The organism is Lentzea californiensis (genome assembly GCF_024648825.1).
Lineage (GTDB): Bacteria > Actinomycetota > Actinomycetes > Mycobacteriales > Pseudonocardiaceae > Lentzea > Lentzea californiensis.
The window spans coordinates 177,025-189,364 of sequence record NZ_JANBBE010000004.1 but is presented as its reverse complement, the minus strand read 5'-3'; the positions used below and the strand labels follow the sequence as shown (position 1 = coordinate 189,364).

Here is a 12,340-nt window from a genome sequence, read left to right as displayed (position 1 = left end):
GAAGTCCGCGGACGCCCGGTCTTTCCCGGTCGCCCCTTCGGAAGGCGGGAGCTCCATCGGAAATCGCACAGGCCCCGGCGAACACAACACGATGCAACAACCGGGTGCTGCTGACCCTGCGAGTGGGGCAGAACGCCTAGGATGTGCCGCCAAAGGGGCGGGGAGGACACGCATCAGCCGTGCCCTTGTACGAGGAGGTGGCATGGCTGTGTCGACAGCGGCGGTCAACGAGGGCAGGGTCCCCCAGCGGGGCCGTCCTCGCGACGCCAGCAGGGACGACGCCTTACGTCAGGCGGCGCTCGAGGTGATGGCCGAGGTCGGGTACCGGGCCCTCACCATGGACGCGGTGGCGGCCCGTGCGAGAGCGGGCAAGGCGACGATCTACCGGCGGTGGGAGTCGAAGCTCGATCTCGTGATCGACACGTGCACCCAGCTCGCCACGCAGAACCTCGCGGCACCGGACACCGGCTCACTGGCCGGAGACCTGCGCGAGTTCCTCTCGTCGTTCGCCGCGTTCCTCTCAGGACCGATCGGCAAGGCCGCCCAGGCGCTCGTGGGCGAACTTCCGCACGAGCCCGAGCTGGCGACGGCGTTCCGGGAGACGTTCCTGATCTCGCAGCGCGACGTGCTGCGCGGCATCCTGGACCGGGCCGCCGAACGGGGCGAGCTCAAGGCCGACGCACCGCGCGGCATGGCGGTCGAGATCGCGGGCGCGGCCCTGATCTACCGGCTGATGCTGACCGGGGACCCGCTCGACGAGCCGTTCGTGGAGAAGGTCGTCGAGCAGGTGCTCCTGCCGTTGGTGCGAGTTTCCTAGCGGAAGAGCTTGCGGACCAGCGCGAAGCCGACCACGGCGCCGACCGCGATCAAGGTGTACTTGACCCTGGGCTGGCTCAGCACGTCGAGCACGGACGACTTGCCCTGCTCGACGAGCTTCTGCGGGTTGGCGCGCTCGCTGAGCTCGTCCAGGGTGGCGGCCAGCGCGGTGCGAGCCTGCTCGATCTCGCGCTGGATGGTGTCGGGATCGCGAGCCACATGTCCTCCTAGCAGCGGTTCTGCCCACAACCGTAGTGGACGGCCGGGAGTGCGGCTTCGCGCGACCCGGGAGAGCCGCTTCGGGCAACCCAGGAGAGCGTGTACATGGGGTGCCTATAGGCTTCCACCCGAGGGGTCGTAGCCCAATTGGCAGAGGCACTGGGTTTAGGTCCCAGCCAGTGGGGGTTCGAGTCCCCCCGACCTCACCATCTTCCTCGGCCGAGTGTGCTCACGGAGCACGTTCACCCAGGTCAGCTAGCGTGTCCTGCGGGGGCACCCCGCACCCCGGGTCAGGGCTTTTCAGTGGTTCGCCGCAGGGGCCGCCCCGCGGCGGACCACCTTCCGATCAGCGGCTGAGCCTCCTCCAGTGAACTGCTCCGCGAGCCGTTCCCTTCCGTAGAGCCGGACCGACTCCAGTTGCTCGAACCTGCCGGCCCCGGTGAACGTCAGCAGCGACTTGGCCACGAGCGCGGACAGCAGCACCAGCACACGGTCCGAGGGCAGGTCGCAGGCCTGCACCGCGACGTCGAGCCCGAAGCCTCCCTGGCCCTTCGAGATGCACCGGAACACGTGCTGCTCGTCGGCGCTGAGGTGGTCGTAGCTCCACCCGATCGCGGCGCGCAGGCTCTGGTGGCGTGCCGCGGCGGTCCGGTTTCCCCGGTTGAGCAGCTCCAGGCGGTCGTCGAGCCGCGCCAGGACCTCCTTGACGGGCAACAGGGTCACCAGCCTGGCCGCGAGCTCGATGGCCAGCGGGAGGCGGTCGAGACGCGCGCACAAAGCGGCCAGCGCGTCCCCGTCGCCCAGCCGCAGGCCCACCTGGTTCGCGCGGGCCCGGTCGGCGAACAGGGCCACCGCGTCCGTGATCGACAACGGCTGCACCGCGAAGAGGACCTCACCGGGCACCCGCAACGGTTCGCGGCTGGTCGCGATGACCGAGAGACCGGGACAGCCGAGCAGCAACGGCTCCAGCAACGCCGCGCACTCCCCCGCGACGCGTTCGCAGTTGTCCAGCACCAGCAGTGTGTCGCAACCCGCCAGCGCCCGCACCAGCGTGCTCAGCACGGGCTCCCCGACCGGCTCACCGAGCGCCGCCGCACAGGCGCGCGCCACGTCGTTCGCCGGCGCGAGCTCGACCCACACCGCCCGGCTCCCGGCGAACTCCTTGACCAGCCTGCTCTTCCCGACCCCTGCCGGCCCGACGAGCGTGAGCACGCGCGTGCCGGCGAACCCGCCGAGACGGGCCAGTTCGGCGTCGCGGCCGACGAAACTGTCCAGTGCCGTAACGGGTTCGTGCACGCGCTGCCGGTAGGCCCGCTGCCGGCACGCGTTCGAGCAGTACCGCGCCTGTCTGCGCCGGGAGGTGGCGGCCGCGGTGCCGCAGAACGCACACGTCCCCACCTGGTCAGCCATCGAACACGATCGTAGTCAAACGATTTCGGACCGGAAAGGCCTTTCCGGAACGATGTGGACCAACGACACATGTCCAAGTCCCACCAAATCCTCTGTGGAGGAATGATCGGCTCGGTGCGGACCGTCCCCGGCGTGCGCCCTAGGCCCGCGATCAGGCCGCGAGGGCGACCGGCGTGAGGACTCTCACCCTGCACGTTCCGGACGGTCGCGACGGCGCCCGGAACGATCGCGCTCTTCGGGTGAGCACGGGATATTCGGCTCCCCCTAGTGGTCATCCCCCGGTCGAGGTGAGGTTTCCCCCACCCCAACATTGCGGCTCACCCCAATGTCCCCCGGCCACCCCGTCCGTAGCTTGGAACCATGAACTTGGTCGACTGGGTCACCGACCTGATGCACACGGCCGGCGCACCCGGAGCGGCTTTGGCGATCGCGCTGGAGAACCTGTTCCCGCCCCTGCCGAGCGAGGTCTTCCTGCCCCTGGCCGGCTTCACCGCGGCCCAGGGCAAGATGTCGCTGCTCGACGCCATCCTCTGGACCACGTTCGGCTCGGTCGTGGGCGCGCTGCTGCTGTACTGGATCGGCGCCGTGCTGGGCCGTGACCGGGTCCGCCGCATCGCCTCCCGCATGCCGCTGATCCGGGTGTCCGATGTGGACAGGACGGAGGCCTGGTTCCTGCGCAACGGCTACCGAGCGGTCTTCTTCGGCCGCATGATCCCGGTCTTCCGGAGCCTGATCTCGATCCCGGCCGGCGTCGAACGCATGCGATTAGCACCGTTCCTCGCCTACACCGCCGCGGGCAGCCTGCTGTGGAACACGGCGCTGATCCTCGCGGGCTACCTGCTGGGCGACAACTGGCACCTGGTCGAGCAGTACGTGGGCATCGGCTCGAAGGTGGTCCTGGGCCTGGCCGTCGTGGCCGTGCTGATCTTCGTGGTCACCCGGCTCGCGAAGAGGCGCGCCAACTCACGAGTCTGAACGCCCCGCACCGCAGGTGTCACGCCGAAGCCACTTGCGGCCCCCGAGTCTGCCCACATGGCCAGGCAACGCCGGTCAACTGCGACAGGTTGCAGCACCCCAGTTCACACGCCACACCCGTACCGCTCGCGTCCCTTGACCACGTCCGCACGCAGCGACTCCGGCCAGTCCCAGCCCAGGCCGCCTAGTTCGCGACCTTCAAGCTGTCCAGGTAGCCCATCAGCTCACGAACGGCACTGCGCCCGGCCCGGTTCGCCCCGATCGTGCTGGCCGAAGGCCCGTACCCCACGAGGTGGATCCGCGGGTCGGACACGACGCGGGTCCCGTCCACCTGGATCCCGCCGCCGGAGGCCCGCAGGTGCAACGGCGCGAGGTGGTCCAGGTCGTGCCGGAACCCGGTGGCCCACAGGATGACGTCGGCGTCGAAGCGTTCCCCGGACGCCCACTCGACACCGGTTGGCGTGACGCGCTCGAACATCGGCCTGCGGTCCAGCACCCCGGAGGCGATGGCGGCACGGGTCTGGTCGGTCAGCGGCAGGCCGGTGACGCTGACGACGCTGCGCGGGATCAGGCCGGCTCGCACGCGTTCCTCGACCATGCCGACCACCCAGCGGCCGTAGTCCTCGGTGAACGGACCCTCCCGCCACACCGGTTCGTGCCGCGTCACCCAGCGGGTCTCCGCTGCGAAGGGAGCGAGTTCCATCAGCTGTTGCGTAGCGGACGCGCCGCCGCCCACGACCACGACGCGCTTGCCCGCGAACTCGGCGGGACCCTGGTAGTCGGCGGTGTGCAGCTGGCGGCCCTGGAACGTCTCCTGGCCCGGGTAGTACGGCCAGAACGGGCGGCGCCACGTGCCGGTCGCGTTGATCAGACCGCGGGTGGTCCAGACGCCGCCGGTGGTCTCCACCTCGAGCAGCGCGCCGTCGTTCACCACCTGGGTGACGTTCACCGGGCGCACCACGGGCAGGTCGAAGAGCTGTTCGTAGCGGGCGAAGTAGGACGGGATCGCCTCGTTGGCGGGCTCGTCGGGCGAGGGTTGTTCGAACGGCATGCCGGGCAGCTCGTGGATGCCGTGCACGGTCCGCATGCGCAGGCTCGGCCAGCGGTGCAGCCAGGCGCCGCCGGGAGCGTCGTTCGCGTCCAGCACCACGTGGCCGACGCCACGCCGCTGCAAGAAGTACGAGGCGGACAGGCCCGCCTGTCCCGCGCCGATCACCACCACATCCGTCACATCCCGGTCAACGGAAGGAGGCAGCCGGTTCTTCTCACCTGTGACCCACAAAACATCGGGCAAAAGGTCCGGGTGACCGCTAACTTCCGGGAGCGTGCACCTAACTCTGACGATGGCGTTGCTCGCGGCGCCCGTTTCCACGACGGCCCCCGTTCCCGAGCCGACGGCCTCCTACGCGGTCTACGACCGGATCACGCACAAGGTGACCGGCCGGGACGTGCACAAACCGATCAGGTCCGCGTCCCTGGTGAAGATCCTGATCGCGATCGAACAGCTGGAGACGCGGGGCGACGACCCGCGCATCGAACCCATGCTGCGGGTCAGCGACGACAACGCGGCGAGCGAGCTGTGGGTGGAGAACGGGTGGGAGCAGCTCGTCGTGCGCACGGCCGAGCGGTTGAAGCTCGACGACACGCGGCCTCCGGAGAACCGCGGCATGTGGGGTTACACGGCCGTGAGCGCCTCGGACGTCGTGAAGATCTACCGGTACGTGCTGGAGGACGCGAAGCCGAAGGTGCGGCACACGATCATGGGCCACCTGCAGCGGGCCGAGAAGTGCGCGTCTGATGGGTTCGACCAGTCGTTCGGGCTGCCGTCCGCCACGTGGAAGCCCGCGTTCAAGCAGGGCTGGTCGGGGTTCGGCGACCCGGCGAAACCGTGCGTCGACAGGCCGCGTCCGCGCGTGCAGTGGGACCTGGACACGAAGTCACCGGCGCTGCACACGTCCGGGACGTGCTGGTTCAGCATCGTCGCGGTGCTGACGCTGCACCCGGAGGGCACCACCTACGAGAAGGCCGCGAAACGAGTTACCAGGCTCACGGAAGAAGTCACGAAGTATCGGTGTTGATCGATGCATGAGCCGTCTGACTGAGATCCCGCTGTCCGTTCTCGACCTGGCCCCCATCACGTCGGGGTCGGACGCGACGACCGCGCTGCGGAACTCGCGGGAGCTCGCTCAGCAGGCCGAACGCCTCGGATACCACCGCTACTGGTTCGCCGAGCACCACAACATGCCGGGCATCGCCTCGTCCGCGCCGGCCGTGCTGATCGGGCACATCGCGGACGCGACCCGGACGATCCGCGTGGGTTCGGGCGGCGTCATGCTGCCCAACCACGCGCCGCTGGTGGTCGCCGAGCAGTTCGGCATGCTCGAGGCGTTGCACCCCGGCCGCATCGACCTCGGCATCGGCCGCGCGCCCGGCACCGACCAGAAGACGGCGCGGGCGCTGCGGCGCACCGAGGCCGGGCTCTCCGCGGAGAACTTCCCGCAGGAGCTGACCGAGCTGATCAAGTACTTCGAGGGCACCGCCGAGCTCAACGCCGTGCCCGCCGCCGGCAACAAGCCGCCGATCTGGCTGCTCGGCTCGTCCGGCTACAGCGCGCAGGCGGCGGGCGTGCTGGGCCTGCCGTTCGCGTTCGCCCACCACTTCAGCGCGCAGAACACGCTGCCCGCGCTGGAGCTGTACCGGCGGCACTTCCGGCCGTCCGAGGTGCTCGACGAGCCGTACGCGATGGTGTGCGCCTCGGTCGTCGTCGCCGACACCGACGAGCACGCCCGCTACATCGCGGGTCCGGGAGCGCTCTCCTTCGTGCGGCTGCGCCAGGGCCGCCCGGCTCCGCTGGCCACGCCGCAGGAGGCCGCGGACTACCCGTACACCGAGATCGACGAGCTGGTGATCGAGGACCGCATGGCCAGCCAGGTCATCGGGTCCCCCTCCACGGTCCGCGCCGGGCTCGACGAGTTGATGGAGTCGACGGCGGCCGACGAGCTCATGGTGACGACCATCGTGCACGGGCACGACGACCGCCTGCGTTCGTTCGAGCTCCTCGCGGGGCTGGCCGAACGGACGCCGTCGCTGGGCCGTTCAGCCGCACATACGTGAGTCGGCCAGGCGTGAGCTTCACGTTTTGTACGACTCTAGTTGGTCTGAACGGGTGATAAACGGCTCCGCTTGTAGCGCGGGGCACACAGTGGGCGATGATCGGTATGAGCGCGCACGCCCCCCGACGCGCTCCCTAGCGTGACCCGCGGCCTCGGCCGCAGGACGGCGTGGGGCCGGCGCACTCTGTGGCGCCGCCCACGCCGCCCATCACGAGTCGGCCACGTCCCGGCACCAGGTCCGCTTCAGAGGCCTCTTTCATTCGTACTTCCCTCTTCGGCACCGTCACAGTTGACGTGAGTCGTCCACACCCACCGCCGGGGTGGGAAAGGGGAGTTCGTGAAGTTCGCCAAATCGGCCGCGGCCCTGTGCCTGTTGCTGGCCGTGGCGGGATGTGCGGGCCCCAGTGTCGCCGTCACCCCCGACGAGAACCTGACGGTCGAGCAGCGAGCCGAGACGCCGAGCGCGTCCGGTGCCGCCGCGTACGGCACGCAACGCGTGTGGGCCTCGGGCCTGTCCGTCGTGGTGTCCGCTCCCCGCTCCCTCGTGCCGTCCGAAACGGCGATCCCGAAGGCCGGCCGCACCGCGGTCTTCACGATCACCGTCTACAACGGCTCCAAGGCCCCCTACCGGCCCTCCCAGCTCTCCGTGCGCGCCACGGCCGACGGTGAACCCGCCGCAGAGCTCGTCGACTCCGTGCAGGGCCTCAACGGCCTCGCCGCCGCGGTCGCCGAACTCCCGCCGGGCCGCGACACCCAGCTCCAGCTGGCGTTCGCGGTGCCCGAGTCCCCGGTGCGCGTGCAGCTGACCATCCAGCCGGGCGGGCAGGGCCAGGACGCGCCCACCGTCTTCGAGGGCCAGGCCTAGTCTTCCGGGCATGACCAGTCGTCTCGAACCTGGTGACACCGCGCCCGCGTTCACGCTGCCCGACAGCGAGGGCAAGCCGGTGTCCCTGTCCGACTACCTCGGCAAGTCCGTGGTCGTGTACTTCTACCCGGCCGCGAGCACGCCGGGCTGCACCAAGCAGGCCTGCGACTTCCGCGACAGCCTCGCGCAGCTGAACGACCTCGGCTACGAGGTGGTCGGCGTCTCGCCCGACAAGCAGGAGAAGCTCGCGAAGTTCCGCGACGCCGAGGGCCTGACCTTCCCGCTCCTCGGCGACCCGGACAAGAAGGTCCTGACCGAGTGGGGTGCGTTCGGCGAGAAGCAGAACTACGGCCGCACCGTCCAGGGCGTCATCCGCTCGACGTTCCTCGTCGGCCCCGACGGCAAGGTCGTCAAGGCGATGTACAACGTGCGCGCCACCGGCCACGTCGCCAAGCTCCTGCGCGAACTCCCCGCCTGATTTCCCGCCGAACACGAGGGCCGCCGTCGCTCCTGTTGCGACGGCGGCCCTTTTTTCAGGTATGTTGGGTTCGAGGGCGTGCAACAAAGCCGCCCCTGTTCCGGTGAGGGTGATACACCGTGTGTCGTTTGACGGCACCTAGCGGCCCCGACATCCCGTCTGATTTCATCTTGCGAGTCCACTTCCCCACGCGCGGCGGCTGACCAGGGCTTTTCGCCCTCTGTCAACCGTTGTCTTCAACACGCACGCCTAGCGCTGCGTGCATTTCGTGCTGGGAAGATTCAATGCTCAAGTGGATACTGCTCGCCCTCGCCGTGGGCGCGGAGGTTTTCGCGACCCTCTGCCTCAAATACTCCGACGGCTTCACCAAACCGTGGCCCACAGCGGGCCTCGGCGCCGGCTTCCTGACCGCCCTCTACCTCGAATCGCTCGTGATCAGAATGGGCGTGCCGGTAGCGATCACCTATGCGATCTGGGCAGGCGCCGGCATCGCCCTGGTGGCGATCACGAGCCGCGTGCTCTTCGCCGACCCGCTGAACCTCGCGATGCTCGCCGGCATGGCCCTGATCGCCGCGGGCGTCTGCGTCGTGTCCGTCGCGTCGCACGCGCAGGCCGCCGCGGTCTGACCTGAACGCCGGGACCGAGGACCTCGGTCCCGGCGTGACTAGGACAGCTCGCGCAGGTACGGGACCAGGAGCTTCAGGGCGCGGCCCCGGTGGGACTGCGCGTCCTTCTCCTCGGCCGTCATCTCGGCTGAGGTGATCTCGTACCCCTCGGGCACGAAGATCGGGTCGTAGCCGAAACCGTTGGTGCCGCGACGCGCCCGCAGCAACGTGCCGCGCCACTCGCCGCGCACGACGACCTCTTCGCCGCCCGGCACGACAAGAGCGACGACCGACACGAAGGCCGCGCCGCGGCGTTCGTCCGGGACGTCGCCGAGCTGGCCCAGGAGCAGGTCCAGGTTGGCGTCGTCGTCGCCGTGGCGGCCCGACCAGCGGGCGGACAGCACGCCGGGCATGCCGTTCAGCTCGTCCACGGCCAGGCCGGAGTCGTCCGCGATGGAGACCAGGCCGGTGGCCAGGGCGGCGTCGCGGGCCTTGGCGACGGCGTTGCCCTCGAAGTCGGGTGCGGTCTCGGGGGCCTCCGGGAACTCCGGCACGTCCGAGAGGGACAGCACCTCGATGCCGGTCAGGTCCTCGGCGACGACGATGCGCTGGAGTTCGCGGAGCTTCTTCGCGTTGCGGGAGGCCAGGAGCAGCTTCATCGCTTGCTCGCCTTGGGCTCCGGCAGGATGCCGGGGTAGGGCGCGGCCAGTGCCTCGGCCTGGAGGCGGTTCAGCTCGGCGCAGCCCTGCAGGGCGATGTCGAGCATGCGGTCCAAAGTGGACCGGGCGAACGTCGCGCCCTCGCCGGTGCCCTGGACCTCGATCAGCGTGCCCGCGTCGGTGGCGACGACGTTCATGTCGACCTCCGCGCGCGAGTCCTCCTCGTACGGCAGGTCGAGGCGCACGCGGCCGTCGACCACGCCGACCGAGATGGCGGACACCGCGCACGAGAGGGGTGACGGGTCGGCCAGGCGGCCTGCCGCGCCCAGGTACGTCACCGCGTCGGCCAGCGCCACGTAGGCGCCGGTGATCGCGGCGGTACGGGTGCCGCCGTCGGCCTGGATGACGTCGCAGTCGATGACGATGGTGTTCTCGCCCAGCGCCGCCAGGTCGATGCAGGCCCGCAGGGAACGGCCGATCAGGCGCGAGATCTCGTGCGTGCGGCCGCCGATGCGGCCCTTCACGGACTCGCGGTCGCTGCGGCTGTGCGTGGCCGACGGGAGCATCGCGTACTCGGCGGTCACCCAGCCGAGGCCGGAGCCCTGGCGCCACCGGGGGACGCCTTCGGTGACACTCGCGGCGCACAGCACGCGGGTGTTCCCGAACTCGATCAGGACCGAGCCCGCGGGCCAGGTCTGATATCCACGCGTGATCCGGATGTCACGCAACACGTCGTCGTTTCGCCCGTCGCTTCGCACCACGGCGCCTACCCTAATGAACCCTGCGGAGCGCCATGGCGTAGGGAGATACATGCTGACGATCGACGGTATTCCGCTCCACCCCTTGCTGGTGCACGCGGTGGTCGTGCTGTTGCCTCTCGCGGCGCTCAGTTCGGTCGCGATCGCGCTGGTCCCGGCCTGGCGGCGCAGGTACGCGTGGCCCGTTCTCGGGGTCACGCTGGCCGGTGTCGCGGCGGTCCCGATGGCCAAGCAGGCGGGCGAGGACTTTCAGGCCGCGCTTGCGAAGAACGGTGTGCAGAACCCCGCGATCCAGACGCACGCCGACCTCGGCACCACGCTGCTGCCCATCGCGCTCGGGTTCGGCGTCGCGGTGATCGCCCTGCTGGTCGCGGGCCGGCTCGCGGACCGCGAACGCCAGGCGGAGGCACCCACCACGAAAACGTGGCGGGTGCTCTCAGTCGTGGTGTCCGTGCTGGTCGTGCTGCTCGCGGTCGGCACGACGGTGCAGACCGTGCGCGCCGGTCACAGCGGTTCGGAAGCCGTCTGGAGCGGTGTCGGCAGCTGAAGCGGCGACGTCGCCGACTGCTTCAACGTCCGCGTGACCGTGCAGAACTGCTCCACGGCGCGCCGGACGACGGTTTCCAGCGCCTCCGGGTCGTCCACTGCGGACAGGTCGTACGAGAGCGTCACCGGGATGGAGATCACCTCGTTGCCGCTTTCGGACTGGACCGCGTCCGCCTCCGCTGTCAGTTCCCCGCCGCCGGTTCTGCGCAGGATCAACGTCTCCGACGTCACCATGGCGCACCCCGCGGCGGCCGCGACCAGCAGTTCGACCGGGCTGAACGAGCCCTCCTGGCCCTTGCGGCCGATCCGCACCGACGCACCGCGCCCGTTGGAAGCGACGAACTCGTGCTCGCCGACGCGCTCCAGGTTGATCATGTCCGCTCCCCCACCTCGTACCGGCCGCCCTGCACGACCAGCTCACTGGGCCCGCCGAACGCCGACCGGGCCTCCTCCAGCACGTCCTCGCGCGACGTCCACGGCGGCACGTGCGTGATCAGCAGCCGCCCGGCCCCCGCCCGCGCGGCCAGTTCCCCCGCCTCGCGCCCGGACAGGTGCAGGTCCGGCTGCCGGTCGGGGGCGTGCGTCCAGCTCGCCTCGCTCAGCAGGACGTCCACGCCGGACGCCAGCGAGTCCAAGGCGGCACAGGGCCCGCTGTCCCCCGTGTACGCCAGCGTCACCCCGCCGCACGAGAGCCGGAACCCGTAGGCCTCGCAAGGATGTGCGACCACGGCGGAGTCCACGGTGAACGGTCCGATCTCCACTCGCGAACCCAGGCCGTGGAACGAGAAGACGTCGCTGAAGTCCAGTGACGACCGCTCGGCCTCGTTCGGCGCGTAGGCGGCGACGAACCGCGAGTGCGCCTCGGCGGGCGCGAACACGGGCAACGGCCCGGATGGCGGAAGAGGGTGGTATTTCCTTGCCACATAAAGGGAAGACACGTCGACGCAGTGGTCCGGGTGCAGGTGCGAGAGCACCAGCGCGTCCATCGAGAACAGCGGCCGCTCCTCCTGGAACCGCGACAGCACGCCGTTGCCGAACTCCAGCGCCAGCGTGAACCCGTCGGCCTCCAGCAGGTACCCCGAGGCCGCCGCGCCGGGTCCGGGGATGCTGCCGGAGCAGCCGAGCACGGTCAGCAGCACGTCAGCCCCACTGTTCGAAGGTCGGCAGGAACCGGGCCGCGAGCTTCGCGAACCGCTCGGGCGGGCCGGTGCACGTCACGCGGTGCACGGCCGGCTCGGAGGTGGCGAACTCGTCGCGTTCGGTCAGCAGGCGCACGACGTCCTTCACCGTCTCCTCGGCGCTCGACACCAGCGTCACGTGCTCGCCCATGACGATCTGGATCACGCCCGTCAGCAGCGGGTAGTGCGTGCAGCCCAGCACGACCGTGTCCACATCGGCGCGCTGCAACGGTTCCAGGTAGGCCTGCGCCAGGCCGAGCACCTGCCGGCCGGAGGTGATGCCGCGCTCCACGAAGTCGACGAACCGGGGGCACGCCGCCGCCGTCACCGTCACGTCGCGCGCCGCCTGGAACGCGTCCTGGTAGGCGTGGGAGTTGATCGTGCCGACCGTGGCGATCACGCCGACCCGGCCGCTGTGCGTCGTCCTCACCGCACGGCGCACGGCGGGAAGGATCACCTCGACCACCGGCACGTCGTAACGCTCACGGGCGTCGCGGAAGCAGGCGGCGGACGCGGTGTTGCACGCGATCACGAGCATCTTCGCGCCCTCGTCCACGAGCCGGTCGCAGATCTCCAGGGCGTGCTTGCGCGCCTGCGCGATCGGTAGCGGTCCGTAGGGACCATGAGCCGTGTCGCCGATGTAGTGGATCGACTCGCCCGGCAGCTGGTCCATGATCGCGCGGGCGACGGTGAGGCCGCCGACGCCCGAGTCCATGAT

Annotated in this window: 16 protein-coding genes and 1 tRNA gene; 9 read left to right on the top strand and 8 right to left on the bottom strand. The window is 70.0% G+C overall.

Going from position 1 to position 12,340, the window contains the following annotated elements:
• Window positions 1-202: 202 nt before the first annotated feature.
• The gene (locus LX88_RS17880) at window positions 203-817 is read left to right on the top strand and encodes a TetR/AcrR family transcriptional regulator (protein ID WP_090068435.1); all 615 of its coding nucleotides are present in this window, start codon (window positions 203-205) and stop codon (window positions 815-817) included.
• Here the strand turns inward: LX88_RS17880 and LX88_RS17875 are convergent.
• On the bottom strand, window positions 814-1,035 hold the full coding sequence (locus LX88_RS17875) for a DUF3618 domain-containing protein (protein ID WP_090068433.1): 222 nt from the start codon (window positions 1,033-1,035) through the stop codon (window positions 814-816). The genes LX88_RS17880 and LX88_RS17875 overlap by 4 nt on opposite strands.
• Window positions 1,036-1,167: 132 nt before the next feature.
• Between LX88_RS17875 and LX88_RS17870 the strand changes: the two genes are divergently transcribed.
• Window positions 1,168-1,244 (top strand) — tRNA-Leu (locus tag LX88_RS17870).
• A gap of 91 nt (window positions 1,245-1,335) precedes the next feature.
• Here LX88_RS17870 and LX88_RS17865 read toward each other — a convergent pair.
• Window positions 1,336-2,445, bottom strand: a complete 1,110-nt coding sequence (locus tag LX88_RS17865) for an ATP-binding protein (RefSeq protein ID WP_258948913.1) — start codon at window positions 2,443-2,445, stop codon at window positions 1,336-1,338.
• Between the two features lie 360 nt (window positions 2,446-2,805).
• Here LX88_RS17865 and LX88_RS17860 point away from each other — a divergent pair, with 360 nt between their 5' ends.
• Entirely contained in the window at window positions 2,806-3,420 is a 615-nt protein-coding gene (locus tag LX88_RS17860; protein WP_258948912.1) for a DedA family protein, read from the top strand.
• A 184-nt stretch (window positions 3,421-3,604) separates the two neighbouring features.
• Here LX88_RS17860 and LX88_RS17855 read toward each other — a convergent pair whose 3' ends face one another.
• Window positions 3,605-4,675, bottom strand: coding sequence for an NAD(P)-binding domain-containing protein (locus LX88_RS17855; protein WP_307790613.1), 1,071 nt, complete (start codon window positions 4,673-4,675; stop codon window positions 3,605-3,607).
• Between the two features lie 70 nt (window positions 4,676-4,745).
• Here LX88_RS17855 and LX88_RS17850 point away from each other — a divergent pair, with 70 nt between their 5' ends.
• From LX88_RS17850 to LX88_RS17830, 5 genes are all read left to right on the top strand, one after another.
• A complete protein-coding gene (locus tag LX88_RS17850; protein WP_258948910.1) occupies window positions 4,746-5,498 on the top strand; it encodes a hypothetical protein in 753 nt (250 codons plus the stop codon).
• A 7-nt stretch (window positions 5,499-5,505) separates the two neighbouring features.
• On the top strand, window positions 5,506-6,534 hold the full coding sequence (locus LX88_RS17845; RefSeq protein WP_258948909.1) for an LLM class flavin-dependent oxidoreductase: 1,029 nt from the start codon (window positions 5,506-5,508) through the stop codon (window positions 6,532-6,534).
• A 336-nt stretch (window positions 6,535-6,870) separates the two neighbouring features.
• Window positions 6,871-7,398 carry a hypothetical protein gene (locus LX88_RS17840; protein ID WP_090068421.1) on the top strand — a complete coding sequence of 176 codons (528 nt, stop codon included), beginning with the start codon at window positions 6,871-6,873 and terminating at the stop codon, window positions 7,396-7,398.
• A 10-nt stretch (window positions 7,399-7,408) separates the two neighbouring features.
• The gene (bcp, locus tag LX88_RS17835; RefSeq protein ID WP_258948908.1) at window positions 7,409-7,876 is read left to right on the top strand and encodes a thioredoxin-dependent thiol peroxidase; all 468 of its coding nucleotides are present in this window, start codon (window positions 7,409-7,411) and stop codon (window positions 7,874-7,876) included.
• A gap of 284 nt (window positions 7,877-8,160) precedes the next feature.
• A complete protein-coding gene (locus LX88_RS17830; RefSeq protein WP_258948907.1) occupies window positions 8,161-8,502 on the top strand; it encodes a DMT family transporter in 342 nt (113 codons plus the stop codon).
• A 38-nt stretch (window positions 8,503-8,540) separates the two neighbouring features.
• Here the strand turns inward: LX88_RS17830 and rdgB are convergent, their stop codons facing one another.
• On the bottom strand, window positions 8,541-9,140 hold the full coding sequence (gene rdgB, locus LX88_RS17825; protein ID WP_258948906.1) for an RdgB/HAM1 family non-canonical purine NTP pyrophosphatase: 600 nt from the start codon (window positions 9,138-9,140) through the stop codon (window positions 8,541-8,543).
• Window positions 9,137-9,901, bottom strand: coding sequence for a ribonuclease PH (gene rph / locus LX88_RS17820; RefSeq protein ID WP_090068413.1), 765 nt, complete (start codon window positions 9,899-9,901; stop codon window positions 9,137-9,139). The genes rdgB and rph overlap by 4 nt, the downstream gene beginning before the upstream one ends.
• A 49-nt stretch (window positions 9,902-9,950) precedes the next feature.
• On the opposite strand from rph, the gene LX88_RS17815 reads away from it, so the two are divergent.
• Window positions 9,951-10,445, top strand: a complete 495-nt coding sequence (locus tag LX88_RS17815) for a DUF2231 domain-containing protein (protein ID WP_258948905.1) — start codon at window positions 9,951-9,953, stop codon at window positions 10,443-10,445.
• On the opposite strand, the gene LX88_RS17810 is transcribed toward LX88_RS17815, so the two are convergent.
• The 3 genes from LX88_RS17810 to murI are packed head-to-tail and all read right to left on the bottom strand — an operon-like array spanning window position 10,403 to window position 12,337.
• Window positions 10,403-10,819 carry an OsmC family protein gene (locus LX88_RS17810; protein WP_258948904.1) on the bottom strand — a complete coding sequence of 139 codons (417 nt, stop codon included), beginning with the start codon at window positions 10,817-10,819 and terminating at the stop codon, window positions 10,403-10,405. The two genes, LX88_RS17815 and LX88_RS17810, sit on opposite strands and share 43 nt — an antisense overlap.
• The gene (locus LX88_RS17805; protein WP_258948903.1) at window positions 10,816-11,583 is read right to left on the bottom strand and encodes an MBL fold metallo-hydrolase; all 768 of its coding nucleotides are present in this window, start codon (window positions 11,581-11,583) and stop codon (window positions 10,816-10,818) included. The genes LX88_RS17810 and LX88_RS17805 overlap by 4 nt, the downstream gene beginning before the upstream one ends.
• Window position 11,584: 1 nt before the next feature.
• Window positions 11,585-12,337, bottom strand: coding sequence for a glutamate racemase (murI, locus tag LX88_RS17800; RefSeq protein WP_258949197.1), 753 nt, complete (start codon window positions 12,335-12,337; stop codon window positions 11,585-11,587).
• Window positions 12,338-12,340 lie beyond the last annotated feature (3 nt).

What these genes read in the sequence shown, in the direction of transcription:
- LX88_RS17880 (WP_090068435.1), top strand. Translation starts at nt 203, where the DNA reads ATGGCTGTGTCGACAGCGGCGGTCAACGAGGGCAGGGTCCCCCAGCGG.
- LX88_RS17865 (WP_258948913.1), bottom strand. Translation starts at nt 2,445, where the DNA reads ATGGCTGACCAGGTGGGGACGTGTGCGTTCTGCGGCACCGCGGCCGCC.
- LX88_RS17860 (WP_258948912.1), top strand. Translation starts at nt 2,806, where the DNA reads ATGAACTTGGTCGACTGGGTCACCGACCTGATGCACACGGCCGGCGCA.
- LX88_RS17845 (WP_258948909.1), top strand. Translation starts at nt 5,506, where the DNA reads ATGAGCCGTCTGACTGAGATCCCGCTGTCCGTTCTCGACCTGGCCCCC.
- bcp (WP_258948908.1), top strand. Translation starts at nt 7,409, where the DNA reads ATGACCAGTCGTCTCGAACCTGGTGACACCGCGCCCGCGTTCACGCTG.
- LX88_RS17830 (WP_258948907.1), top strand. Translation starts at nt 8,161, where the DNA reads ATGCTCAAGTGGATACTGCTCGCCCTCGCCGTGGGCGCGGAGGTTTTC.
- rdgB (WP_258948906.1), bottom strand. Translation starts at nt 9,140, where the DNA reads ATGAAGCTGCTCCTGGCCTCCCGCAACGCGAAGAAGCTCCGCGAACTC.
- LX88_RS17815 (WP_258948905.1), top strand. Translation starts at nt 9,951, where the DNA reads ATGCTGACGATCGACGGTATTCCGCTCCACCCCTTGCTGGTGCACGCG.
- LX88_RS17810 (WP_258948904.1), bottom strand. Translation starts at nt 10,819, where the DNA reads ATGATCAACCTGGAGCGCGTCGGCGAGCACGAGTTCGTCGCTTCCAAC.
- murI (WP_258949197.1), bottom strand. Translation starts at nt 12,337, where the DNA reads ATGGACTCGGGCGTCGGCGGCCTCACCGTCGCCCGCGCGATCATGGAC.